Annotated in this window: 23 protein-coding genes and 3 pseudogenes; 13 read left to right on the top strand and 13 right to left on the bottom strand. The window is 61.8% G+C overall.

Annotation, left to right across the window (positions count from 1 at the left end):
- Positions 1 to 4: 4 nt before the first annotated feature.
- Complete coding sequence (locus tag N5J71_RS22635) at positions 5 to 493, bottom strand: transposase (protein ID WP_279916737.1); 489 nt, start codon at positions 491 to 493, stop codon at positions 5 to 7.
- A gap of 130 nt (positions 494 to 623) precedes the next feature.
- Between N5J71_RS22635 and N5J71_RS09030 the strand changes: the two genes are divergently transcribed.
- Both N5J71_RS09030 and galU (N5J71_RS09025) read left to right on the top strand, forming a co-directional pair.
- Positions 624 to 1,985 (top strand): UDP-glucose dehydrogenase family protein, encoded by a 1,362-nt coding sequence (locus N5J71_RS09030; protein ID WP_279916735.1) that lies wholly within the window; start codon positions 624 to 626, stop codon positions 1,983 to 1,985.
- A gap of 42 nt (positions 1,986 to 2,027) precedes the next feature.
- Entirely contained in the window at positions 2,028 to 2,867 is an 840-nt protein-coding gene (gene galU, locus N5J71_RS09025) for a UTP--glucose-1-phosphate uridylyltransferase GalU (RefSeq protein WP_003460169.1), read from the top strand.
- Between the two features lie 155 nt (positions 2,868 to 3,022).
- Here the strand turns inward: galU (N5J71_RS09025) and N5J71_RS09020 are convergent, their stop codons facing one another.
- Positions 3,023 to 3,445, bottom strand: coding sequence for a VOC family protein (locus tag N5J71_RS09020; protein WP_003460167.1), 423 nt, complete (start codon positions 3,443 to 3,445; stop codon positions 3,023 to 3,025).
- Between the two features lie 72 nt (positions 3,446 to 3,517).
- On the opposite strand from N5J71_RS09020, the gene gorA reads away from it, so the two are divergent.
- Positions 3,518 to 4,876, top strand: coding sequence for a glutathione-disulfide reductase (gene gorA / locus N5J71_RS09015; RefSeq protein ID WP_003460160.1), 1,359 nt, complete (start codon positions 3,518 to 3,520; stop codon positions 4,874 to 4,876).
- Positions 4,877 to 4,883: 7 nt separating this feature from the next.
- Positions 4,884 to 5,507 (top strand): trimeric intracellular cation channel family protein, encoded by a 624-nt coding sequence (locus N5J71_RS09010; RefSeq protein WP_059309759.1) that lies wholly within the window; start codon positions 4,884 to 4,886, stop codon positions 5,505 to 5,507.
- Positions 5,508 to 5,562: 55 nt separating this feature from the next.
- Here N5J71_RS09010 and N5J71_RS09005 read toward each other — a convergent pair whose 3' ends face one another.
- The 11 genes from N5J71_RS09005 to urtA all read right to left on the bottom strand — a co-directional run bounded on the left by N5J71_RS09005 (position 5,563) and on the right by urtA (position 15,658).
- The gene (locus N5J71_RS09005) at positions 5,563 to 6,429 is read right to left on the bottom strand and encodes an urease accessory protein UreD (RefSeq protein ID WP_279916732.1); all 867 of its coding nucleotides are present in this window, start codon (positions 6,427 to 6,429) and stop codon (positions 5,563 to 5,565) included.
- Positions 6,426 to 7,085: an urease accessory protein UreG gene (gene ureG, locus N5J71_RS09000; protein ID WP_059309761.1), complete on the bottom strand. Its 660-nt coding sequence runs from the start codon at positions 7,083 to 7,085 to the stop codon at positions 6,426 to 6,428. Before ureG ends, N5J71_RS09005 begins: the two co-directional genes overlap by 4 nt.
- Positions 7,086 to 7,111: 26 nt before the next feature.
- Positions 7,112 to 8,824 carry an urease subunit alpha gene (ureC, locus tag N5J71_RS08995; protein ID WP_124164538.1) on the bottom strand — a complete coding sequence of 571 codons (1,713 nt, stop codon included), beginning with the start codon at positions 8,822 to 8,824 and terminating at the stop codon, positions 7,112 to 7,114.
- A 2-nt stretch (positions 8,825 to 8,826) separates the two neighbouring features.
- Entirely contained in the window at positions 8,827 to 9,522 is a 696-nt protein-coding gene (locus N5J71_RS08990; RefSeq protein WP_059309763.1) for an urease subunit beta, read from the bottom strand.
- Between the two features lie 203 nt (positions 9,523 to 9,725).
- Positions 9,726 to 10,451, bottom strand: a complete 726-nt coding sequence (locus N5J71_RS08985) for an urease accessory protein UreF (protein WP_059309764.1) — start codon at positions 10,449 to 10,451, stop codon at positions 9,726 to 9,728.
- A complete protein-coding gene (gene ureE / locus N5J71_RS08980) occupies positions 10,448 to 10,888 on the bottom strand; it encodes an urease accessory protein UreE (protein WP_279916729.1) in 441 nt (146 codons plus the stop codon). The genes N5J71_RS08985 and ureE overlap by 4 nt, the downstream gene beginning before the upstream one ends.
- Positions 10,889 to 10,910: 22 nt before the next feature.
- The gene (gene urtE, locus N5J71_RS08975) at positions 10,911 to 11,600 is read right to left on the bottom strand and encodes an urea ABC transporter ATP-binding subunit UrtE (protein WP_059309766.1); all 690 of its coding nucleotides are present in this window, start codon (positions 11,598 to 11,600) and stop codon (positions 10,911 to 10,913) included.
- Positions 11,601 to 11,602: 2 nt separating this feature from the next.
- Entirely contained in the window at positions 11,603 to 12,340 is a 738-nt protein-coding gene (gene urtD / locus N5J71_RS08970; RefSeq protein ID WP_059309767.1) for an urea ABC transporter ATP-binding protein UrtD, read from the bottom strand.
- Positions 12,337 to 13,479 carry an urea ABC transporter permease subunit UrtC gene (urtC, locus tag N5J71_RS08965; RefSeq protein ID WP_279916727.1) on the bottom strand — a complete coding sequence of 381 codons (1,143 nt, stop codon included), beginning with the start codon at positions 13,477 to 13,479 and terminating at the stop codon, positions 12,337 to 12,339. The genes urtD and urtC overlap by 4 nt, the downstream gene beginning before the upstream one ends.
- A 1-nt stretch (position 13,480) precedes the next feature.
- Positions 13,481 to 14,383 (bottom strand): urea ABC transporter permease subunit UrtB, encoded by a 903-nt coding sequence (urtB, locus tag N5J71_RS08960; protein ID WP_279916726.1) that lies wholly within the window; start codon positions 14,381 to 14,383, stop codon positions 13,481 to 13,483.
- Between the two features lie 93 nt (positions 14,384 to 14,476).
- A complete protein-coding gene (gene urtA / locus N5J71_RS08955; protein ID WP_279916725.1) occupies positions 14,477 to 15,658 on the bottom strand; it encodes an urea ABC transporter substrate-binding protein in 1,182 nt (393 codons plus the stop codon).
- Between the two features lie 648 nt (positions 15,659 to 16,306).
- Between urtA and N5J71_RS08950 the strand changes: the two genes are divergently transcribed.
- From N5J71_RS08950 to N5J71_RS08910, 9 genes and pseudogenes are all read left to right on the top strand, one after another.
- Positions 16,307 to 17,440: a transporter substrate-binding domain-containing protein gene (locus tag N5J71_RS08950; protein WP_059309771.1), complete on the top strand. Its 1,134-nt coding sequence runs from the start codon at positions 16,307 to 16,309 to the stop codon at positions 17,438 to 17,440.
- Positions 17,437 to 18,063, top strand: coding sequence for an ANTAR domain-containing response regulator (locus tag N5J71_RS08945; RefSeq protein ID WP_059309772.1), 627 nt, complete (start codon positions 17,437 to 17,439; stop codon positions 18,061 to 18,063). The genes N5J71_RS08950 and N5J71_RS08945 overlap by 4 nt, the downstream gene beginning before the upstream one ends.
- A 212-nt stretch (positions 18,064 to 18,275) precedes the next feature.
- On the top strand, positions 18,276 to 19,811 hold the full coding sequence (locus tag N5J71_RS08940) for an amidase (RefSeq protein ID WP_059309773.1): 1,536 nt from the start codon (positions 18,276 to 18,278) through the stop codon (positions 19,809 to 19,811).
- Positions 19,812 to 19,868: 57 nt separating this feature from the next.
- Entirely contained in the window at positions 19,869 to 20,450 is a 582-nt protein-coding gene (locus N5J71_RS08935; protein ID WP_279916723.1) for a HupE/UreJ family protein, read from the top strand.
- Positions 20,451 to 20,773: 323 nt separating this feature from the next.
- Complete coding sequence (locus tag N5J71_RS08930) at positions 20,774 to 21,154, top strand: VOC family protein (RefSeq protein ID WP_064496016.1); 381 nt, start codon at positions 20,774 to 20,776, stop codon at positions 21,152 to 21,154.
- Between the two features lie 169 nt (positions 21,155 to 21,323).
- Positions 21,324 to 22,190: pseudogene (galU, locus tag N5J71_RS08925) on the top strand (UTP--glucose-1-phosphate uridylyltransferase GalU).
- Positions 22,191 to 22,215: 25 nt separating this feature from the next.
- Positions 22,216 to 23,070 (top strand): SDR family oxidoreductase, encoded by an 855-nt coding sequence (locus N5J71_RS08920; RefSeq protein WP_108233908.1) that lies wholly within the window; start codon positions 22,216 to 22,218, stop codon positions 23,068 to 23,070.
- A gap of 273 nt (positions 23,071 to 23,343) precedes the next feature.
- Positions 23,344 to 24,308: pseudogene (locus N5J71_RS08915) on the top strand (bifunctional GNAT family N-acetyltransferase/nucleoside diphosphate kinase regulator).
- A gap of 286 nt (positions 24,309 to 24,594) precedes the next feature.
- A pseudogene (locus N5J71_RS08910) lies at positions 24,595 to 25,001 on the top strand (Mu transposase C-terminal domain-containing protein); the annotation flags it as partial.

Here is a 25,001-nt window from a genome sequence, read left to right as displayed (position 1 = left end):
CAAGTCATGCTGCGTAGGCGATACGTGGATGCCGGAAATAAGAACGGATTCTTTCAGGGTGTAATTGCAATCGTCTCATGACCGAGCGAACACGCCTTTCCAGTTCGTCCTGATTACGCGCCGGCAAGCCCGTACGAACCTGATGTTTCAAATCACAATTCAGATACTCGTCAGGGTTCAACTCCGGGGCGTAGGCCGGCAAGAAGAACAGTTCGATTTCCTCGGCTTCGACGACCTGAGTAGCCAGCCCGAAGGAGTCCGGCTGTGCATCCACAAGACGTACCGATCCACCACGACCTTTGCCTGTTGCAACCACACCGCTGGCGATCAGCTCTGCGTGAACCTGCCAGTATTGCTCCTCAGTGATCGGCAGCCCGTCCTTGGAAAGCTGCTCTTCTATCTCACGGCGAAGAGCCCCATTGCCTTTTGTGGCTCCATCTGCAGGAAGCAACGAAAGGAAGGTGGCCTTGAGGTGTTGGGCCAGATCGGTCATGCGAAGGACTCCACATCCTTGGTGGTTGGATGAGTGCAGCTATACGCCTGTCATCATTCCTTCGCCGTTCCGTCATATCGCTGCCACCGCGATTGGTTGCAATCGCCGCATCGGCCAGGAGGATGCTGCGATGCAGATATGCGTGATTGGAGCGGGATACGTAGGTTTGGTGACGGCCACCTGTTTTGCCGAGATGGGCAATCAGGTGGTCTGCGTCGAGCGAGATCCGCAGCGCGTCGCGATGCTTTCGCGAGGCGAGGTGCCGATCTATGAACCTGGTCTGGAGGCGATGCTCAAAACGCAGTTGGCCGGTGGGCAGCTAAGTTTCACTTCGCAGCTGAAGTCCGGTATCCGGCGCGCCGAGGTGATTTTCATTGCGGTGGGCACGCCCAGTGGCGAGGACGGTTCGGCCGATCTGAGCCATGTGCTGGCGGTTGCCGACGAACTGGGTGAACGGCTCGATCATGCGTGCTTGGTCGTGGACAAGTCCACGGTGCCGGTGGGCACCGCTGAGCGTGTGGCGCAGCGCATCAACGCTGGTCTGGCGCGTCGGGAACAGCGGGCGCGAGTGACCGTGGCGAGCAATCCGGAGTTTCTCAAGGAAGGTTCTGCGGTCGAGGATTTCATGCGCCCTGATCGGGTGATCGTCGGCTGCGACGACGAGCGTGGGCGCGAGCTGCTGCGCCTGCTGTATGCGCCATTTCTGCGCAATCACGACCGCCTGCTGTGCATGGGCGTGCGCGCTGCCGAGTTCAGCAAGTACGCGGCCAACGCCTTTCTGGCGACCAAGATTTCCTTTATCAACGAGATGGCGGGCATCTGCGCGCGCCTTGGTGTGGATATCGAGGAGGTACGTCGCGGCATCGGTAGCGACCGGCGCATCGGCACGCACTTCATCTATGCCGGCTGTGGCTACGGCGGTTCGTGCTTTCCCAAGGATGTGAAAGCGCTGATCCGCACGGCGGAGCACGAGGGCATCGAGCCGGGCATCCTGCGTGCGGTCGAGGCACGCAATGCACTGCAGAAGACGCTGCTGTTCCAGGCTTTGCGTGAGCATTTCAATGGCCACTTGCAGAGGCGAGTCGTCGCGCTCTGGGGGCTGGCCTTCAAGCCCGGTACTGACGATCTGCGTGAAGCGCCCAGTCTGGTGCTGCTCGACGCACTGCTGACCGCTGGCGCCAAGGTGCAGGCCTGCGACCCTGCTGCCACGGCAGCTGTTGCCGCACGCTATGCGGCGGCGGTGGAGGCGGGGCAACTGGTGCTGAGCGAATCCCCCTATGCTGTCGCCCAGGGTGCCGATGCGTTGGTGCTGGTGACGGAATGGAAGCAGTTCCGTCAGCCGGACTTCCCGCGTATTCGCGGTGCGATGCGCATGCCGGTGCTGTTCGACGGGCGCAACATCTATGACGCCGATCAGCTGGCGGAGCTGGGTTTTCTTTATCGCGGCATCGGTCGACCTGCAAGCGGCAGTTGTAAGGCTAGCGCGGCTTGATAGACTGAGCGCGCATTCCAACCATCCCCACTAGGGAGTCCCATGATCAAGAAATGCCTGTTCCCCGCTGCCGGTTACGGCACGCGCTTCCTGCCTGCTACCAAGGCAATGCCCAAGGAAATGTTGCCGGTGGTGAACAAGCCACTGATTCAATATGGGGTTGAAGAGGCACTCGAGGCTGGCCTCAACCAGATTTCCATCGTCACCGGGCGCGGCAAGCGCGCGCTGGAAGACCACTTCGATGTGAGCTACGAGCTCGAACACCAGATCAAGGGCACCGACAAGGAGAAGTACCTGGTTGGCATCCGTCGTCTGATCGACGAGTGCAGCTTCTCCTACACCCGTCAGGTCGAAATGAAAGGCCTGGGCCACGCCATCCTCTGCGGTCAGCCGCTGATCGGTGACGAGCCGTTCGCTGTGGTACTGGCTGACGACCTGTGCCTGAACCTGGAAGGCGATAGCGTGCTGGCGCAGATGGTCAAGCTGTACAACCAGTTCCGCTGCTCCATCGTGGCGATTCAGGAAGTGCCGAAGGACGAGACGTCCAAGTATGGCGTGATCGCCGGTGAGATGATCCGCGATGACATCTACCGTGTCAGCAACATGGTGGAGAAGCCCAAGCCCGAGGACGCGCCGTCGAACCTGGCGATCATCGGCCGCTACATCCTCACCCCGGACATCTTCGATCTGATTCGCAGCACGCCGCCGGGCAAGGGTGGCGAAATCCAAATCACCGATGCGCTGATGCGCCAGGCCCAGCAGGGCTGTGTGATGGCATACAAGTTCAAGGGCCAGCGTTTCGACTGCGGTAGCGCCGAGGGTTACATCGACGCGACCAATTTCTGCTTCGAGAACCTGTACAAGACCGGCAAGGCGTTCTGATACGCCTGCTTATCAGAGCAGCCTTTCGTAGGAGCTCCGCCCCGGGGCGAAGCTTTGCGATGCCTCGTCGTTCCGGTTCGCGGCGGGGCGCCGCTCCTACAGACTCGGTGCATTGATGCTCAAACTGACGCCACCCTTGGGTGGCGTTTTGCATTTCAGGGGATGGGCATTTCCTCGGAGCCAGGCCCGAGCGGCTGGCCGTAGCTGAACTCGACGTAGTTACCGGCTGGGTCGCGTAGGCCGCAGTAGTAGCCGACCGGGTAGGGTTCGTCCCGCGGTGGCCAGATCAGGCACCCCGCTTGTTCGGCCATGGCGGCGATGCGATCGACCTCTGCGCGGCTGCCCAGGGCGAAGCCGAAGTGGCTGTAGTCATTGGCGGCCAGGTTCCTGTCCTGGCCGCCGGGCATGATCACGAAGATGAACTGGTGCTCCTTGCCGGGCTCGGCCATCCAGACGATGCGTGTGCCCTTGCCGGGGCGCTCGTGGATCACCTGCATGCCACAGAAACGCTGATAGAAGGCAATGCAGGCGTCGAGATCGGGGACGTGCAGGGCCAGGTGAGTCAGGGTAGGGCGCATGGTGTTCTCCTCTGCCTAACAGCTTAGCGCGGGCCTTTACGGTATGCTCCTCGTCTGCCAAGGAGATACCTCATGAGTTACGACTTCGACCTGTTCGTTATCGGCGCCGGTTCCGGCGGCGTGCGTGCGGCGCGCTTCGCCGCAGGTTTCGGTGCGCGCGTTGCGGTCGCCGAGAGCCGCTACCTGGGCGGCACCTGCGTCAACGTCGGCTGCGTACCGAAAAAACTGCTGGTGTACGGCGCGCATTTCGCCGAGGACTTCGAGCAGGCCTCGGGTTTCGGTTGGTCGCTGGGCGAAGCGAATTTCGACTGGCCGACATTGATCGCCAACAAGAACCGCGAGATCGAACGCCTCAATGGCATCTACCGCAATCTGTTGACCAACAGCGGCGTCAGTCTGTTCGAGGGGCATGCGCGCATCGTCGATGCCCATACCGTCGAAGTAAACGGCCAGCGGCACAGCACTGAACGCATCCTGATCGCCACTGGCGGCTGGCCGCAGATTCCCGATATTCCCGGTCGCGAACACGCCATCAGTTCCAACGAAGCCTTCTTCCTCAAACAACTGCCCAAGCGCGTACTGGTTGTGGGCGGCGGTTATATCGCCGTGGAGTTCGCCTCGATTTTCTACGGTCTGGGTGCGCAGACTTCGTTGCTCTATCGCGGTGATTTGTTCCTGCGAGGTTTCGATGGTGCAGTACGCGAGCACCTGCGCGATGAGTTGAGCAAGAAGGGCCTGGATCTGCAGTTCAACGCCGACATCGCCAGCATCGAGCGCAAGACCGATGGCAGCCTCGCCGCGACGCTCAAGGATGGCCGCGTACTGGAGGCCGATTGCGTGTTCTACGCCACCGGCCGCCGGCCGATGCTGGACAACCTCGGCCTGGAAAACGTCAAGGTCAAGCTGGACAAGCGCGGCTATATCGAAGTCGATGACCTGTTCCAGACCTCCACGCCGTCGATTCTCGCCCTTGGCGACGTGATCGGCCGCGTGCAGCTGACTCCGGTTGCACTGGCCGAAGGCATGGCCGTGGCGCGTCGGTTGTTCAAGCCCGAGGAATACCGGCCGCTGGATTACAGCATGATCCCTACCGCCGTGTTCAGTCTGCCGAACATCGGCACCGTTGGCCTGAGTGAAGAACAGGCCATTGAAGCCGGGCACAAGGTGAAGATCTTCGAAAGCCGTTTCCGCCCGATGAAGCTGACGCTGACCGAGAACCCGGAGCGCACGCTGATGAAACTGGTGGTCGATGCCGACAGCGACCGTGTGCTCGGCTGCCACATGGTCGGCCCGGAGGCCGGCGAGATCGTCCAGGGCCTGGCTGTTGCGCTGAAAGCCGGTGCGACCAAGCAGATCTTCGATGAGACCATCGGTGTGCACCCGAGCGCCGCCGAGGAGTTCGTCACCCTGCGTACGCCGGTCAGCCGCTGAGGACTGCATGGAAAAGCTTTTCTATGTCGCCGACCTGTTCGGCGTGGCGGTATTTGCCATCACCGGTGCGCTGATGGCGGGGCGCAAGTCCATGGACCTGTTCGGCGTGCTGGTGATGGCCATCGTCACCGCGCTGGGCGGCGGCACGCTGCGCGACTTGATTCTGGACAACCATCCGGTCAGCTGGATTCGCGATGACACCTACATCCTAGTCGCTTCCCTGGCGGCGCTGGGCACGGTGGCTTGGGTACGCATGACCCGGCCGATTCACGAGAAAGGTCTGTTGATCGCCGACGCCTTCGGCCTGGCCGTGTTCACTGTGTATGGCACCGAGCTGGCGCTGCAACACGGTACGCCGATCAGCACCGCGGTGATCATGGGCGTGATGACCGGCGTGGTCGGTGGGGTGATTCGCGATGTGCTGTGCAACGAGATTCCGCTGATCTTCCAGAAGGAAATCTATGCCACGGCCTGTATCGCCGGCGCGCTGACCTTTATCGGCCTGCGCATGCTCGGCACCCCGCACTGGCTGGATACCGCTGCCGCCATGCTGGTGGTGCTGCTGGCGCGCCTGGCCGCGATCCATTGGCACCTGGCGCTGCCACGTTTCCATCTGCTGGATAAGCCCTGATAGGGAGCGAATCCGCCCTCGTTCGCTCGCAGCGTGACGGGCAGGCCACGAGCACTTATTTGCGCCGTGGCCTGGGCGTGATGCCGGTCAGTTGTTCGCGGGCACAGCCCCAGGCGCTGTGCAGGGTATGTCGCAACGCCACTGCGTCGAGGGCCATGATACGTACGCTGACCCCGCAATCGTTGGGCAGTGCGCTCACGCCAAGGTAGCTGTCGGGCAGGGGAGGCAGCGCATCGCGCAGGTGCTGTTTGAGGGTGTCCACCGGCAGGCCGTGCCCCAGCAGCATGAAGGTCGCCAGCGCCTGCATCCCCTCGCTGACGCCGGGTAGTCGACGGCGCATGTCCTCGCCGCTCAGGGCCAGCCTGTCTCCCGCCAGTAGCTGGCCGCTGGGGCTGCGCACCGCCAGATCGGCGCGGTAGGCGGCGAATGTCTCGCTGCTTCCTTGGGGTGCATGCAGGCAGAACGCGTCACACAGCATCACCCGGGCCTCCGGATGCAGGATCACCTTTACCTGGCTGTGCAGTTTGGCGTGGGGGAACAGGATCGTCGTCATCGGCAGGTATTCGAGCAGGGCAGCGTTTCCGGCTTCCAGGCTGATCACCTGCCGTGCCGGCTGCTCGAGCATGCTATGCGCGATGGTGGCGGCGCCGGTACTGACGTGGGCCTGGCTGTTAGGTTCTGCGTGCAATCGCACGTGCAGGTGCTCCCCGGCGAAGATTCCCCCCGAACAGGATTGCAGGTACACCGCCGCCATGCCGGGCGGGTCGTCGGGCAGTTTGAGCGTGCGCCCCAGATGAAAAGGGTAGCCTACCTGCTGCGCCGAAATGTAGCTGTTGCCAGCCGCGCTCTGGCTGAAGGTGATCCGCGCCTGAGGCTCAACGGCTTCGGTCAAGGGTCGAAACAGCGCCTGAGGAGCGTTCATGAGCGATCGAACAGCACGGCGCGGCTGATGGCCTCCACGACCGCATCGACGCCTTCGCCCGTGGCGCAGTTGGTGAACAGCACCGGCTTTGCGCCGCGTGCTTCGGCGGATTCACGGCGCATGCGCGGCAAGTCGACCCCGACGTAGGGCGCCAGGTCGTACTTGTTGACGACGAGCAGGTCGCAACTCAACACCCCGGGGCCTCGCTTGCGCGGAATGTCGTCGCCCCCTGCAACGTCGATGACGAAAATCCAGTAATCCACCAGATCCAGGGAGAAGGTCGAGGCCAGGTTATCGCCTCCCGACTCGATCAGAAGCAGGTCGAGGCCCTCGAAACGCGCTTCGAGCTCGTCCGCCATCTGCAGGTTCAGTGTCGGGTCTTCGCGGATGGCCGTGTGCGGGCATGCGCCGGTTTCCACGGCGCGCACTCGCTCCGGGTCGATCAGCCCGCTGCGCCTGACCCGCTCGGCATCCTCGCGAGTCGCCAGGTCATTGGTGATCACCGCCAGTTCGGTGCCTCGGGCGATGAAGCGCGGAATCAGTTGTTCAAGCAGGCGGGTCTTGCCCGAGCCGACCGGCCCGCCTATCCCTACACGTGCGGCACCGGGGTGGGGAACCGGCCCGGCGGCCGGATGTGCAGTGAGTGGGGTGTTCATCATCGGGTTCCTCGTACCAGTAGGGTTCAGCGCAGCATGTAGCGCTGGGCCAGCGGGACTTCGCTGACCGGCTCGCAGGTCAGGCGTTTGCCATCGGCGTATACGTCGAATGTCTGCGGATCGACCCGAATCTCGGGGCAGGCGTCGTTGTGCATCATGTCGGACTTGCGCAGGGTGCGGGTGCCGATGGCGGGCAGCAGGGCCTTTTTGAGGCCGAGCCTGGCGGCCGTGTCGGACTCGACGGCCAGGCGGTTGACGAAGTTCACCGACAGCGCCTGCGGGGCCTCCCCGAATGCGCCCCACTGCGGGCGCATGACCAAGGGTTCGCAGGTGTAGAGCGATGCAGCCGAATCCCCCATCACGCCGTGCACGATGAAGCCGCCCTTGATCACCAGCTCCGGCTTGACGCCGAAGAACGCCGGGCGCCATAGCACCAGGTCGGCGAGCTTGCCCGGCTCCAGCGAGCCGATGTAGCGGTCGATGCCGAACACCCGCGCCGCGTTGATGGTGTACTTGGCGATGTAGCGCTTGATCCGTTCGTTGTCGCCCAGGGCGGTGATTTCTTCCGGCAGGCGGCCGCGCTGGTCTTTCATCTTCGAGGCCAGTTGCCAGGTGCGGCAGATGACTTCGTTGATCCGCCCCATGCCCTGGCTGTCCGAACCGAGAATCGAGATCGCCCCGGTGTCATGCAGGATGTCTTCGGCTGCGATGGTCTGCGGGCGCACCCGGGATTCGGCGAACGCCACGTCTTCCGGCAGGTCCGGGTTGAGGTGATGGCAGACCATGATCATGTCCAGATGCTCGTCGAACGTATTCAGGGTGTAGGGGTTGGTCGGGTTGGTGGAGGAGGGGATGCAGTTGGCCTTGCCGGCCACGCTGATGATGTCCGGCGCATGCCCGCCCCCCGCGCCCTCGGTGTGGTACATGTGAATGGTGCGATCACCGATGGCCGCCAGAGTGTCTTCCAGAAACCCCGATTCGTTGAGGGTGTCGGTGTGCAACTGCACCTGGAAGTCGTATTCGTCGGCGACCTTCAGGCAGGTGTCGATCACCGCCGGCATGGCGCCCCAGTCTTCGTGGATCTTCAGGCCCAGGCAGCCACCGCGCAGTTGCCCGAGCAGGGATTCGGGCTTGCTGGAATTGCCGCGCCCGAGAAAACCGAAATTGATCGGCCAGGCCTCGGAGGCCTGCAGCATCTTGCCCACGTTCCACTCGCCGCCGCAGTCGATGCCCACCGTGATCGGCCCCAGCGAGCCGCCGATCAAGGTGGTCAGCCCTGCCGCCAGTGCGTGCTCGCAGAGCTGCGCCGAGTCGAAATGCACGTGCACGTCGATGCCGCCGGGGGTGACGATCAAGCCCTCGGCATCGCGCACGGTGGTCGCCACGCCACAGATCAGGTGCGGATGCACACCGTCCATGACCTGTGGGTTGCCGGCCTTGCCGATGGCGACGATCTTGCCGTCCTTGATGCCGATGTCGCCTTTGACGATGCCGAGCACCGGGTCGATGATCAGCGCATTGCAGATCAGCATGTCCAGGGCGCCGTCGTCGCTGTCGTGCCCCGGCATCAGCCCCATGCCATCGCGCAGGGTCTTGCCGCCGCCGTGCAGGCATTCGTCGCCAGGCACCGCATGGTCGAACTCGACCTCGGCCAGCAGCGAGGTGTCGCCCAGGCGCACGGCATCGCCGACGGTGGGGCCGAACATGGCGGCGTATTCTTTGCGGGTCATCGTGGCCATGCTCAGGCTCCCTTGAACTGTTGAGCGCGGGCGCGCTGCAGGGCAGCAGCCTTGCAGGCGGGGTCGTGCAGATTGCCGTTGGTCAGGCCGCTGAAACCGTGGATGTCACCGCTGCCGCCGAACTGCACCAGTCGCACCTCGCGCAGCTCGCCAGGCTCGAAGCGCACGGCCGTGCCGGCCGGGATGTCCAGGTGCATGCCGAAGGCGATTTCCCGAGGGAAATCCAGCGCCTTGTTGACCTCGAAGAAGTGATAGTGGCTGCCGACCTGCACCGGGCGGTCGCCGGTGTTGAGGGCGCGCAGGGTAGCGGTGGGGCGGCCGCTGCTCAGTTGAATGTCGCCCTCTGGCGAGATGATTTCCCCTGGCGTCGGCAGGCTCGCCAGCGCCAGTCGGCCGGGGCGGATCGGCTGGTGCACGGTGACCAGCTTGGTGCCGTCGGGAAAGGTGCCTTCCACCTGCAGCACCGGCAGCAGGTCGGCGACACCTGGCAGCACGTCGTCGGTGCTGAGGATGGTCGAGCCGAAGCCGATCAGCTCGGCGACGCTACGACCTTCGCGCGCGCCTTCGAGTATCTCGTCGGCGATCAGCGCGCTGGCTTCCGGAAAATTCAGGCGCAGGCCCTTGGCGCGGCGTTTGCGCGATAGTTCGGCGGCGCTGTAGAGCGTCAGCCGTTCGAGTTCTGTCGGGGTCAGCAACATATTTAAGCTTCCTGTGTCGAGCCATCGCCTCAAGGACACCTCAAAAAACTACCTGCGTTGCCATCACTGCGTTAAAAACAGGCTCGTGCGCGAGTCCGATCAAAATGCTCATTTACAGCTCGTAAAGTCGAGCGCGACTCCGACCGTTTTTCGCCTGTTTTTGCCCTGTGCTGGCTACCTCGCTTACGTTTTTAGAGGTGCCCTCAATTGGCAAAAAGTCGGAGTTCCTGGGTTTCGTGGCGCATCACGGCAATCTCGGCCATGGGGGTGAAGCCGCAGGCGTCTTCAAGGTCGGGTACGGGCCGGGCGAGGATGTCCAGCAGCAGCGGCTGGATGGCGGTCAGCACCCGTTGCGCATCGAGGTGGCCCATCACGCCCAGGCGAACGGCCGCGCTGACCAGCCCGGTGCACAGCCCATGAGCGGCGGCGAGCTGGCAGTGCTCGTGATCCATGCCCAGGCGTTGCCAGAGCCACCCTTGCACCACGGCCAGATGCCCCGGCGCGTCGCCCGCCAGTACGCAGCGCTGATAGGCCTCGGCACCCGGGGTGCCCATGGCCAGGTGCACACCCAGCAGCGACTGCCCTACCCGGCGCGAGCCCTGGCGCAGTTCCTCGGCCAGGGTCAAGGCCTCGACCTGTGCGTCCAGGGCGCATAGGCCCTGAATGTCGGACGCGGCATGCCAGGCCGCGGACAGGAAAGTCCGGTCGAAACCGGCCCAGCGGTGCCGCAACTGGCCTTCGACGAACCCGCTGACCTCGGCGCTGCGATCGCGCTGCACGCCACGTTGGCGACGAGGGTGCGACATTCCGGCGCCCAGGCGGCCATCGGCAACCAGGGTCTCCAGCCCCCATGACCAGGCCACCGCGCCCCCGGGGAAAAAGCTGTCGGCCTGTTGCAGGGCCAACAGACTGCTGTGCAAGGCATTCATGAACGCGACACTCGGCCGTCTGCCAGCATCGGTGCCAGGCGTTCGAGGTAATCGGCTTCCGGGCCGTGCAGCGGGATCTGTAGCTGGTCGTCGGCGAAACGCACTTTCCAGTGCATGTTGCCGGCGAAATACCCCAGCTCCAGCGCTGCAGCGGCGTCCCGGGGGCGCAGCGAGAGGTATTGCTGATCCTGCATCTGCACGACGATGGCTCGCTCGGCGTCGAGCATCAGCACCGAGCCATTGCGCAACTGCTGATGGCGCTCCAGGCGAATGGCGCAGTCGGTACCATGGTCGCTGGCCAGGCGCAGGCGATGGCGCTGGATGTCGCTGGCCGAAAGGCTCAGGGTTTCGACCCGGCCGTTGTGGCTGAGGTCATGCAGCCGTTCGGTAAGGGCTGGGTCGCTGGCCTGGCCGACGATGCGTTCGAGTATCAACATGGCGTGGTCTCCCGTGCCGAATTCAGATGGTCAGGTAGCGCAGGATGCGCTCGCGATCGAGGGTTTCATGCACCTCGCTGTGCACGAACTCGCCCTTCTCGAGGATCAAGTAACGGTCGGCCACGGCCATGGCGAACGACAGCACCTGCTCGGAGACGATCAAGGAAAACCCGCGTTCTTTTTTCAGCAGGTTCAGGGCGCGGGCAATGTCCTTGATGATCGACGGCTGGATGCCTTCGGTGGGTTCGTCGAGGATCAGCACCTTGGGGTTGGAGACCAGTGCCCGGGCGATGGCGAGCTGTTGCTGCTGGCCTCCGGACAGGTTGCCGCCCTTGCGTCGGCGCATCTCGAATAGCACCGGGAAATACTCGTAGATGTAGTTGGGGATCGGCGCGGCCGGTGCGGCCTGCATGCCGCTCAGAATGTTCTCTTCGACGCTCAGGTACGGAAAGATCATCCGCCCCTGGGGCACGAAACCGACACCTGCCGCGACCCGGTCGTAACTCTTGCGCCCGGTCAGTTCCTCGCCCGCCAGCCTGATGCTGCCACTGCGCGCGGGCAGCATGCCCACCAGGCTCTTGAGCAGGGTGGTCTTGCCCATACCGTTGCGGCCCATGATCGCCAGGGATTCGGTGGGCGCCAGAGTCAGCTCCAGATTGCGCAGCACGTGGCTGTCGCCGTAATACACGTTGAGGTTGTTGACGGTCAGCATGCTCAGTGCCCCAGGTAGACATCGATGACGCGAGGATCGTTTTGCACCTGGTCCATCGAGCCGTAGGCCAGGGTCTTGCCCTGGTGCAGAACGGTGACCTTGTCGGCCACCGATTTCACGAACTCCATGTCGTGCTCGATGATGACCATGGCGCGGCCCTTGGCGATCTGTTTGAGCAGGCCGGCGGTCTTCTCCCGCTCGCCGGCGCTCATGCCGGCCACCGGCTCATCCAGCAACAGCAGTTCGGGGCGCTGCATCAGCAGCATGCCGATTTCCAGCCATTGCTTCTGGCCGTGGGACAGCAACCCGGCCTTGCGGCTCAACTGGTCGTGCAGAAAGATCATCTCGGCGGTGCGTTCGATTTCGGCCTGCAGGGCCTTGTCCTGGCGGGCGAACAGGCAGTTGAAGATGCCGCGCTTGTCCGGCGAGGAGATGTCCAGGTTCTCGCGCACGGTCAGGTCTTCGTACACCGAAGGGTTCTGGAACTTGCGACCGACCCCGGCACGGGTGATCTGGTACTCGATCATGTTGGCCAGTTGCAGGTCCCTGAAGCGGATGCTTCCGGCGCTGGGGCGGGTCTTGCCGCAGATCATGTCCAGCAGGGTGGTCTTGCCGGCCCCGTTGGGACCGATCACCACGTGCACCTGGTTTTCCTCGACGTAGAAGTTGAGGTTGTCCACGGCCTTAAAACCATCGAAGGACACGGTCAGGTCTTCGACGCTCAGCAATATCGCACTCATGGCCGCTGCTCCTTGTTGCTAAAGCGCTGCAACAGCCCGGCCAGCCCCGTCGGCAGGAACAGCACAACGCCCATGAACAGGAAGCCGATGAAGTACTGCCAGAAGTTGACGAAGTTCTCCGACAGGTAGATTTTCGCCACGCCGATCAGCAGCGTGCCGTACACCGCGCCGACCAGTGATAGACGCCCGCCCAGTGCTGCGTAGATGACGATTTCGGTGGAGGGGATGATGCCCACCAGAGAGGGGGAGGCGAGGCCGACCTGGAGCGTGAACATCACCCCACCCAGGGCCGAAACCAGTGCGGCAACGGCAAAGATGAAGGCCTTGAACAACGCCGTGTTGTAGCCGGAGAAACGCACGCGGTCTTCCCGGTCACGGATGGCCACCACCACCTTGCCCAGGCGGCTGCGCAGAATGAGCCCGAACAGCGCCACGCAGCCGAGCAGCAGCAGAGTGGTGATCAGGTACAGGATCCAGGGGGTCTGGGGTGTCTGCAGGCTCAGGCCGAACGCGGTCTTGAAATCGGTCAGGCCGTTGACGCCCCCGGTATAGCCTTGCTGGCCGATGATCAGGATCGACATGATCGCGGCCAGGGACAGCGTGATGATGGAGAAATACACGCCATCAACGCGCTTCTTGAAGTAGGCGTAGCTGAACGCGAATGCCAGCAGCGGGGGGATGATCAGGATCGCCAAGAGGGTGAAAGTCGCTGACTCGAACGGCTTCCACCACCAGGGCAACGCCTCGACGCTGTTCCAGATCATGAAGTCCGGCAGGGCCGATCCGTAGAAGGCAGCCAGGGCACTGGCTGCTTCATCGTTGGCAGTCGCTTCCAGCTTGAGATACATGGCCATCATGTAACTACCCAGGCCAAAGAAGATGCCCTGGCCGAGGCTGAGGATGCCGCCGTAGCCCCAGATCAGCACCATGCCCAGCGCGCAGAACGCCAGGCTCAGGTACTTGCCGGCCTGCCCGAGGCGAAAGTCCCCCAGGCTCAACGGCAGGACGATCAGTAGCAGGATCGACAGCCAGATCAGGGCATGTCGCTCGAGCAGGGGTAACCAGCCCGCGCTGAGCCAGCGCGGAACACGGGAGGGGGCCTGAGGCCGGGCCAGTGGCTTTTCCGTCATGTCGTTCATCTCAACGTCTCACTTTCGCGGCAAACAGGCCGTTGGGGCGGAAGAACAGCAACACGATCACCACCATCAGGGTGATCGCCTTGGCCATGGAACCGGTGGTCAGATACTCCAGCGATATCTGCGTCTGGCCGATGGCGAAGGCGGAGAGAAAGGTTCCGAGCAGGCTTTCGACGCCGCCGAAGACGACGACGATGAAGGTGTCCACCAGGTACTGCTGGCCGCTCATCGGTCCCGTCGAGGCGAGCATGGTGAACGAGCTGCCGGCGATCCCGGCCAGGCCACAGCCCAGGGCGAATGTCACGGCGTCGACGCGAGCGGTGTTGATGCCCGCCGCACCGGCCATGGCACGGTTCTGGGTCACCGCGCGGATACGCAGCCCCCAACGACTGCGGTACAGGAAGAGGAACACCGCACCGGCAATGACGAACGTCAGGGCGATGATGAAGATGCGGTTGAGGGGCAGTTCCAGGGTCTCGCTGATCTTCCAGACGCCTTGCAGCCATTCCACCGTCGGCACGCTGACTTCCTTGGGGCCGAACACCTGGCGAAACACCTGTTGCAGCACCAGCGACAGGCCCCAGGTGGCCAGCAGGGTGTCCAGCGGGCGGTTGTACATGAAGCGGATGAAGCAGCGCTCCAGCAGAAGGCCGAAGGCAAAGGTCACCACGAAGGCGGCACCGATGCCGATGATGAAATACCAGCCCATGAGCTCGGGGAAATGGCGCTGGAACACCAGTGAGGTAACGTAGGTCATGTACGCCCCCAGCGCCATCAGCTCGCCGTGGGCCATGTTGATGACCCCCATCAGGCCGAAGACGATGGTTAGCCCCAGCGCCATCAGCACCAGTACCGAGAACAGTGAGAAGCCACTGAACACCTGCATGATCAGAATATCGAGAGTCATTGCGTCACTACCTGTCGCTGCACATGGGCGAACCCGTTTCAGGAACGCGGGACGACGGCCGCCGGCGCGAGGCGGGTCGCGCCGGGCCTAGCTTCACAGTTTCGGGAAGGGGTTGGGTTCTATCGGCGCGGACTCGTAGATCACGTCGACCTGGCCCTGGGCGTTGATGGCGCCGATGCGCGCGCGTTTCCACAGGTGATGGTTGTCCTTGTGCACCTTGACCTCACCTTCAGGCGCATCGAGCGTCAATTCCGAAGACGCCGCGATCACTGCTGGAACGTCGAAGCTGCCGGCTTTCTCCACGGCTTTCTTCCACAGGTACACCGCGGTGTAGGCGGCAGCCATCGGGTCGCCCACCACGCGTTTGTCGCCGTAGCGTGCCTTGAATGCGGCGACGAATTTTTCGTTGACCGGGTTCTCCAGACTCTGGAAGTAGCTCATGCAGGTCAGAAATCCCGTAAGGTTTTCGGCGCCGATGCCGGTGACCTCATCCTCGGTAACGGCCAGCGCCATCAGCGTCTGGTTGCTACTGTCGATGCCTGCGGCCTTGAGCTGTTTGTAGAACGCGACGTTGGAACCGCCGACGACGGTCGACAGGACGATGTCGGGCTTGGCGGCCTTGATCTTGTTGATGACCGAAGAGAATTCGATGCTGCCCAGGGGCAGGTAGTCCTCGCCGACGATCGAGCCGCCATGCTTGCTCACCGATGCACGGGCGAGCTTGTTGGTGGTGCGTGGCCAGATGTAGTCGGAGCCGATCAGGTAGACGCTTTTGCCCTTGTTGGCCATCAGCCAGCCAACCGCGGCCAGGGTTTGCTGCGAGGCTTCGGCGCCGGTGTAGATGATGGCCGGGGACTTCTCCAGCCCCTCGTAGAATGTCGGGTAGTACAGCAGGCCCTTGTTACGCTCGAAGACCGGCAGCATGGCCTTGCGCGAGGCTGAGGTGTGGCCACCGAACGTGACCACCACACGATCGCTTTCCAGCAGCTTGCGTGCCTTTTCCGCGAAGGTCGGCCAATCGCTTGCACCGTCTTCGACGATCGTCTCGATGGTCTTGCCCAGCACGCCGCCGCTGGCATTGATTTCATCGATGGCGAGTTTTTCCGCATCCACCACCGAGGCTTCGCTCATGGCCATGGTGCCGGTGAGCGAATGGATGATTCCCACCTTGACGGTTTCTGCTGCCTGCGCCTGGCTGACCAAGGCAAGTGGCAACAGGCTGAAGGCCCCTAGAAACAGAGCGCGCTTGATCAAACGGTACGTGTCGTTGTGCATTTCATTTTCCCCCTGGAATGAAAAAAGCCCGACGTCCCGGTCAAACGAATAACCGGGAGGTCAGGCTTCTTGTGCCGAATCTGGCGGGACAACTGTGTCCGATCCAGTCGTACGCTGCTGTCTCCCTACTTGCCAAGTGGGCGTAGGGCAGGCAGTCAGCGTGATGTCTCGAGAGGGTGATTGCAAAGGGGGTGCCAATTACCCGAGATGGCCTGATCAGGGCTACCTCGTTATTCCCTACATTAATTGCACGACGAACCGGTCTTGCGCTGTTGTGGTGCAAGTGCTGCGCCTTTGCACCAAGATCGTCAGCGCTTCATGCGGCTCATGCTGCCGATAAACCACCGCTCCCGTGGCCGGGTTCGACGAGCCGGCCGATGAAAAGGGCAATGGCCCACAATCTGCATACAGGTGCATTACCCTCGCAGGGTTTCTTGTCACACGCCCATTTCCGGCAGGTGTGGAAGGCCCCTCGCATGACCGGCCTCGACAGCGCAGTCGCGCCGGTTTCAGGCACAGACAGCCTGATTGCAGCCGTGAACCTCACGGTCAGCGCTCACCGACTTTTTGCATGATGACTCTTTGCCGAGGGCTCGCCTCCTGACGGATACTGGCGCTTGGCCTCACGTTGAACAAGGTTGATTAGGCATGGCGATCCGCATAGGCGGTCTGTTTTCCGATACTGGTGTCACGGCGGCCGCCGAGCGCTCGACAATGCGCGGCGCGCAATTCGCGATCGAGCAGATCAATGCAACCGGTGGCGTAGGGGGGCAGCCTCTTGAGCTGATCACCCGCAACCCCGATTCGACCCCGGCGCTGTATGCCATGCATATCGAGTCGTTGATCCGCGAGGAGAACCTGCGCTTCTTCTTCGGCTGCTACACCTCCGCCGCCCGCAAGGCCGCACTTCCGATCGTCGAGCGCCATGACGCACTGCTGATGTACCCGGTGTACTACGAAGGCTTCGAGTATTCGCGCAACATCATCTACACCGGCGCGACCCCCAATCACAACACCGTGCCGCTGGGTAATTACATGCTCGATCACTTCGGCAACCGGGTATTGATGATCGGCTCCGAGTACGTTTACCCCTATGAGACCAACCGGCTGATGAGCGACCTGCTATACGAACGGGGAGGCACCAAGCTGGGCGAATATTACCTGCCGCTGAAGAACGCCCGGCCCGAGGACTTCGCCAAGCTCATGGTCAAGGTCAGGGAACTGCAGCCGTCCTTCATCTTCTCCACCGTCGTCGGCGAATCCATGGCGCACCTGTATCAGGCCTATGCCGATGCCGGTTTCGATCCGGCCAGCATGCCGATCGCCAGCCTCACCGCCAGCGAGACCGACATCAAGCAGATGGGCGTTCATCTGGGGGCCGGGCACATATCGGCGGCGACCTACTTTCAGTCGGTCGACAGCGCGATCAACCGTCAGTGCATCGCCGAGTATCGTGCCCTGTTCGGCCAGGAGCAGGTCACCGACCGGTGCTGGGAAGCCGCCTACTTCCAGACCCACCTGTTGGCCAAAGCAATACTCATCGCAGGCAGTACCGAGGTCGATGACCTGCTGCAAGCGATGCGCGGCCTGGAATTCGAGGCACCTCAGGGGCGCGTGCGGGTCGATGCGCACAATCATCACACCTACCTGTTCTCGCGCATCGGGCGGGCCAACGCCGAGGGACAGTTCGACATCCTCTATGAAAGCCAGAGCGCGCTCAAACCCGACCCATACGCCATTGCGCCGCGCTTGAATGACGGGTACTCCGGGAGGCCGCTATGACCTTGCGCGCGGCCAAGAAACGGCAACGCAGTGACAGCAGCGCAGGGATCAAGGATGTGCGCGATATCTGCGTGCTGGTGGTGCATCCGGATGATGAGGATGGTCGTAACCTGATTGCGCAACTGCAGCGCATCGGCTGTCAGGTACGGGTGCAATGGCCCATTCCCGAGCGACTCAATACCGAGGTCGACGTGATCGTGCTGGCGGTATCCCCGGAAAGCCTGTCGACCAAGACACCCTGGCTGCTGCATGCCAGCACGCCACCGATCATCCCGGTGATCGCCTATGAAAACCCGATCATCGTCGAGGCGTTGCTGCAGCTCAATGCCTGCTCGGTGATCCCGTCGCCTGTTCGCTCGTTCGGCCTGCTCACGGCCTTGGCGCTGACCTTGAACCAATCGCGCAAGGCGCGTGAGCGTGAAAAGCACGTCAAGCGGCTGGAGGGGCGGATGGCCGTGATACGCACCGTGCAGCAGGCCAAGATCATCCTGATCGAAACCAAGGGCATGTCGGAAATCGACGCCTACAACGCCTTGCGCGATCAGGCCATGGCCAAACGCGTACCGGTGGAAAAGATCGCCGAGGCGTTGGTCAAGGCCCACGAGCTGTTTCAACAAGCGTGATCCCGAGCGTCCGGCCCGGTGGGCCGGACCCTCTTTCTGCGCGCTGGTCGCCATACGCCCTGATTCGGCAGGTATGGGGCCCCGCGCAGTGGCCGGCCTGGACAACGGGGTCCTCCGGAGCGAGCCGTACCTGCGCAAGCGCGCAACTGGCTCGAGTCAATGGTTGCCTGCCTGAGCGCGGCAGCCTTCAACTCATACCTGGAGAACTCCCCATGTCCGTGAAACGCCCGAGCAAGGCTGATTTTCTGATTGCAGCGCAAGACCATGGTTACCACCTGAGCGACGCACAGATGGCGTCGTTTCTCTCCCTGGCCGATGAAACCCTGAGTTCTTACGAAGCCATCGACGCGCTTTATGCGGCGACGGTGGCGCAGCAACCTCCGCAGCGCGACCATAGCAAGGTGGCCGATGCCGATAATCGGCACGGCGCCTGGTACGTGAAAACCCATATTGCGGGCGCCGCTCAAGGCCCGCTGGCTGGCAAGACCGTGGTGATCAAGGACAACGTTTCCGTGGCCGGCGTGCCAATGGCCAACGGCTCGCTCAGCCTGGACGGCTACATTCCCTCAGAGGATGCAACTGTGGTCAGACGCCTGCTCGCTGCGGGCGCGACGGTGGTCGGCAAGTCGGTTTGCGAGGATCTGTGCTTCTCCGGCGCCAGCTTCACCGCCGCCAGTGGACCGGTGAGAAACCCTTGGGATCCGAGCCGCAATGCCGGTGGTTCCTCCAGCGGCAGTGCCGTGCTGGTGGCGCTCGAGGAGGTCGACATGGCGATTGGCGGAGATCAGGGCGGATCGATCCGCATGCCCTCGGCCTGGAGCGGCATCGTCGGCCACAAGCCAACCTACGGCCTGGTGCCTTACACCGGGGCTTTCCCCATCGAAAGAACCATCGATCACGTCGGCCCGATGGCCAACAACGTGCATGACGTGGCGCTGATGCTTGATGTCATAGCGGGAGCCGACGGTCTCGACTCCCGCCAGAAGAACCCACCGGCCGTCGCCTGTATGGCCACCCTGGATCAGGGCGTGGCCGGGCTGCGCGTCGGCGTGCTGCGTGAAGGTTTCGCGATTCCCGGCGTGTCCCAGGCCCAGGTGGATGCTCAGGTCAGAGCAGCGGTTGCCCAGTTGCAAAGCCTTGGCGCGACGGTAGGCGAAGCCAGCGCACCCTGGCACTCGGGCGTGGCGCTGGACATGTGGAACGTCATCGCCACCGACGGAGCGGCGTATCAGATGCTGCAAGGCAACGGCTACGGCATGAACGTGGAAGGCTTTTACGACCCGGACATCATGAGCTACTTCGGTGCCAAGCGCCGTGAGCACGCCGATGCCTTGTCCAGCAGCGTTCGGGCCGTGGCCTTGACCGGCCACTACAGCCTGAACAACCTGCACGGCGCCTACTACGCCAAGGCGCGCATGCTGGTGCCGGAACTCACTCGCCAATACGACGAGGCGTTCAAGGATTTCGATGTGCTGGTGATGCCGACCATGCCCTTCGTGGCGACCCCGCTGACCGCCGCGGATGCGCCGATCGAGGAGTACGTGCATAGCGCGCTGAACATGCTCACCAATACCGCACCGTTCGACCTCACCGGCCACCCGGCGACCTCGATTCCCACCGGCCTGGCGGATGGGCTGCCGGTGGCCATGATGATCGTCGCGCCACGTTTCAAGGACGCCCTGGCCCTGCGCGTGGCGCACGCCTATGAGCAAGCCCGTGGCCCATTCCCCAAACCGCCGCGTCGTTGAAGCCTTGCGCCGATGATCCGAGCGTCAGTCCTTTTCTCAGCATCCAGGAGTGTTTTCATGCAACCCACTCGATCGATACGACTTTCTCTGGGCGCAGCCTTGTGCCTGCTGCCGCTGTTCGCCTTTGCCCATCCGGGGCATGGTGAATCGGGCCTGCTGGCGGGTGTGGGCCACCCCCTGGGCGGAATGGACCACCTGCTGGCAATGTTCGCGGTCGGTCTCTGGGCCGCACAACAAAGCGGCAGGGCGTGCTGGCTGCTGCCCGTCATCTTCGTCGGCGGCATGTTGTTCGGTGGCCTGCTGGGGTTCGATGGGATCGCCATTGCCTACCTGGAAACCGGCATCGCGGCCTCGGTGCTCGCCTTGGGGTTGTTGGTCGCTGCAGCGGCGCGCCCACCGGTAGCGCTTGCCCTGGGCATCACCGGCCTCTTCGGGCTGGCTCACGGCATGGCCCATGGTCTCGAATTGCCGGAGATGAGCAGCCCGGCGGCGTATGCGATCGGTTTCGTGATCGCGACCTCGACTCTTCATGCTGCCGGCTATGCGCTGGCCCGCTGGTTTCCGATCAAGGCGGCCGTGCTGACCCGAGTGCTCGGGTTGGCTTCAGCGGGAGCGGGGGGTGTGTTATTGGCAGGTTGACCTAGGGGACTGGCCCGTAAGCGTGTGTGAACCAGGCCAACCCTGGTTATCCAGGGTTGGCTGCTTGCTGAACGTTGGTCAAGAGGTACTAATTCCGCACGACATCCGCAGAGGCAGTGAAAGGTGGGATCGAGCACTCGACAAACCATCACTGACCGTTCAGTGTTTCCTGGCCCATATTGAGCCGCGCTAGTAGGGAATGTTAGGCGAGCCGTGCGTGTCCTCAGTTGTCGAAGGCCGCTGGTAGTGCTGGCCGCCCGTCTGACGGCAATCCACTGGCACCTGGGGTTGCCGCGTTTTCATCTTCTGGACAGGCATTGAGCATGATCGAGAGACTGGACCATCTGGTACTGACGGTGGCGGATATCGACGCCACCGTCGATTTCTATGAGCGCGTACTGGGCATGCGCCACGAGCGTTTCGGCGCCGGGCGCAGTGCTCTGCTATTCGGTCAGCAGAAATTCAATCTGCATCAGGCCGGGCGTGAGTTCGAGCCCAAGGCGATCAAGCCGACACCAGGCGCCATCGATCTGTGCCTGATCACCCTGTGGCCACTGGAGCGAGTCATGGCCCATCTGGCCGAGCAGGGCGTGACGGTGGAAGAGGGGCCGGTGGCGCGCACCGGCGCCATTGGCCCTATCGAGTCGGTGTACTTTCGCGACCCGGACGGCAATCTGATCGAAGTGAGCCGTTATCCCGCATAGGGAGGGCTTCTTGCTTGCAGCGGCGCCTCGGCATCCACGTGCTGAGGTCGAGGTGCCGAACGTTGCAAAACGTGCAGCAGCGAAACGGCGCCTGCTGAAATATCTTGAACCGTAAAGGTTCTAAACGGGTCAGGTTCTATTACCGAGTCACTCAATTGGTATAGAACTCATGATCAAGAAATGTTTGTTTCCCGCAGCCGGTTACGGCACCCGTTTTCTTCCCGCTACCAAGTCGATGCCCAAGGAAATGCTCCCGGTGGTCGACACCCCGTTGATCCAGTATGGCGTCGAAGAAGCACTGCAAGCCGGGCTGCATGAAATTGCCATCGTCACCGGCCGTGGCAAGCGTTCGCTGGAAGACCACTTCGACATCAGCTACGAGCTGGAACACGAGATTTCCAACACCGGCAAGGAAAAATCCTTAAGTGGTGTACGCCACCTGATCGATCAATGCACCTTCTCCTACACCCGCTAGGTGGAGATGAAGGGCCTGGGCCACGCCATTCTGACCGGTCGCCCGTTGATCGGCGACGAGGCGTTCGCCGTGGTGCTGGCCGATGACCTGTGCCTGAACCTGGAAGGCGACGGCGTGCTGGCCCAGATGGTCAAACTCTACGAACAGTTCCGCTGCTCCATCGTCGCCACTCAGGAAGTACCGATGGATGAGGTTTCGCGCTACGGCGTGATCGCCGGCGAAGCGCTGCGCGACGACATCTTCCGCATCGAGCGAATGGTGGAGAAAACCAACCCCGAAGATGCGCCGTCGAACCTGGCGATCATCGGCCGCTACATCCTCACGCCGGATATCTTCGAACTGATCGAGCAGACCGAACCGGGCAAGAGCGGTGAGATCCAGATCACCGACGCGCTGATGAAGCAGGCCCAGCAGGGCTGTGTGCTGGCCTACAAGTTCAAGGGTCGCCGCTTCGATTGCGGTTCGGCCGAAGGCTACGTGCAGGCCACCAACTTCTGCTTCGAGAATCGCCACAAGACTCATCCGGTGATGACTGCGAGCCCGCAGCTGAAGGCCGTCTGAACACCAGCGAAAGGAGGAGTGAAGGATGAACGACAAGACCCTGCCGCCTCAGCATCAGCAGCGGCAACCTGGTGTCGAACACACCATGCACCCTGAGCCGATCTACCTTGCCGATGATTACCGCGCCGCCGGCAAACTGACCGGCAAGGTGGCGATAATCACAGGCGGCGACAGCGGTATTGGTCGCGCTGTCGCCGTGCACTACGCCCTGGAAGGCGCCAAGGTTGCATTGGTTTACCTGAACGAGGATGAAGATGCGCAGCAAACCCTCGACGAGGTGAAACATCACGGCGGCGAAGCTATCGCCCTTGCTGGTGACGTGGGCGACAGCGGCTTCTGCCAGTGCGTGGTCGACGCGGTGATCGCCAAGTGGGGACGTATCGACATCCTCATCAACAACGCCGGCGAACAGCATCCCGAGCATAACCTTGAGGCCCTCGACCAGGCGCAGTGGGAGCAAACCTTCCGCACCAATATCTTCGCCATGTTCCACCTGACCAAGGTCGCGCTGGAGCATCTGCAGCCGGGCTCGAGCATCATCAATACCAGTTCGGTGACGGCCTACAAGGGCAACCCGATGCTGCTCGACTATTCCTCGACCAAGGGCGCGATCACCTCGTTCACCCGCTCGCTGTCGATCAACCTGGCGCCACGTGGCATTCGCGTCAATGGCGTTGCACCCGGGCCGATCTGGACGCCGCTGATCCCGTCCACCTTCAGCGCCGAGAAGGTCTCCGAGTTCGGCGCCGACACGCCGCTGGGGCGCCCCGGACAACCTGCAGAGGTTGCCCCGGCATTCGTTTATCTGGCCAGCATCGATGCCTCTTACGTCACCGGGCAGATGCTGCATGTCAACGGCGGCAGCGTGGTCAACGGCTGATGAAAAAAGCCTGAACGACTCGTGGCAGAGCCTGCCTAAATTTTATGTAGAGGCAATAACGCCTCGCGGGCCACCACAGTTCCGTCAGCAGCTGCAGGAGCACAGCAGCCGCAGTGTTGAGTTCGAAAGAGTCATACTACGCACGCAGCTGTAGCGGCAACTGCAGGAGAGGGCGGTTCAGCCCGTTGTGCAGGCTGTCGAAGAGAAAAGTGCGCAGACGGTTCGGCGTTACTCGCGTTATGGCTTAAAGTAACCGGTCGCGAAAGAACCGTCATGGCCATAGCCATGAAGGGCTTTCATTCTTTACAAATAAGTGTGTGGTGAAGATGAACAAGCCTTTCATTTCGCTGTGCCCTGAAATTACTCGGGCACATGCGCTGACGCTGATGGAGTGGTTGCAGGATGAGCGCGTCACCTGCTATCTGAGCGACTCGCGTCATGTTTCCCGTTCCATCGCGGAAGTCATCGATCGGACGCAGTTGCCGATCCTGACCCATCTGTTCAACCGGGGCGGTCGTTTCTTTATGGCCTATAACCGGCATGACGAGCCGGTGGGCTTTGTCCGTCTGATCAAGACGGGCCTGGAGTGCGAGATCGTCCTGGCCATCGGAGACAGCGACAAATGGGGCCGAAATCTCGGCGCCCGCACGATCCGCGAAGGCATGAAACTGGCCTTTCTCGACATGCGCGCCGAGAAGCTTATCGCCAAGATCCACCCGGACAACGTGCGCTCGCTGAAAGCTTTTGTGCGCAGCGGTTTTATGCTCGAGAACGAAACGCCGACATTGAAATCGTTTTCCATGACGGCGGGGAGTTATCGCCAGCTCCTGCGCGAAAGTGCCGGTACCGACGTTACAGGAATCCAAATCACTGAAATCGACAAGGCCAGGCTCGAGAACCTAATCGCACTCGAGGAGGGGCCGGCCATTGTCGAGCTCGAACATGAGCTCGAGCGTGCCGTTGTCGTCAAGCCAGAGGAAGTGGCACGCAATGTCGTCACGATGAACTCCAAGGCCTTGCTGCAACTGGACGACGAAGAGATCGAAGTGGCCTTGGTCTATCCCGAAGACGCCGACAGCTGCGCCGGCAAATATTCGGTGTGTTCCGATATCGGCGCGGCCATTCTCGGCTACCAGGAGGGAGACGCCATCGACTGGCGGATTTCCGATCGGACTCTCCGGATCGAGATCAGTAAAGTGCTTTATCAACCGGAAGCTGCGGGCGATTACCACCTGTAATCGCTCCTTTGGCTCATCGTTACTTCATCAGGCATACATTTTTTGATGCCTGATGAGGGCGGGCCATCTGTTCTGAAGGCCTTAGGGAATTAGACCTGAGAAGCGATTGACCTGGGATCGTTGAAAGCGGATCTCCTGTGGCGCTTGTTGAAAAAAGAGAGCAAGGTTTTCATAAATAAATCAATAGCATAGGCGTTAAATAGTTTAAAAAGTAGACTGCGCTGGCGAAAACTCCGCTCATAGTCTACTTTTTGATCATGTTTGCGTAGTGTTATGGGAATTATCTATGACCGACCAGCTAACTCCTGGAGAACTCGTAGTCGCGAAAGGAAAGCTCGCAAAAGTTCAGCAAATATTCAGCCCTAAGAACATCAGGGTAATCGTTAGCGCATCTGGCGAAGCGTTAATGGTTTCTATGCGCGACATCGAAAGAATTGATTTAAATGCAGGGATAACGCCCGATAATAATGACACCGTATGGGATATAAATAACTATACGGAAGATGCGCTATTGCTGGCTGCTGCGCGTTTCAATGTAATTAAGCAGTGGAAAGCAGGTGAAGTAACTACCAGTCAGGCTTGCTTGCTGCTTAATTCATCGCGAAGCTATTTTTTTAAAATGGCTAGGAGCTATGACGAAAGCATCGGCCCGCTATCATTGGTTCTCCAGAGGCGGGGAGTTAAGAAAGGTAT

The sequence above is a fragment of the Ectopseudomonas oleovorans genome, from assembly GCF_029845265.1.
Lineage (GTDB): Bacteria > Pseudomonadota > Gammaproteobacteria > Pseudomonadales > Pseudomonadaceae > Aquipseudomonas > Aquipseudomonas oleovorans.
Note: the sequence above shows the minus strand (reverse complement) of the source record. Positions and strands in the feature narration are given on the sequence as shown.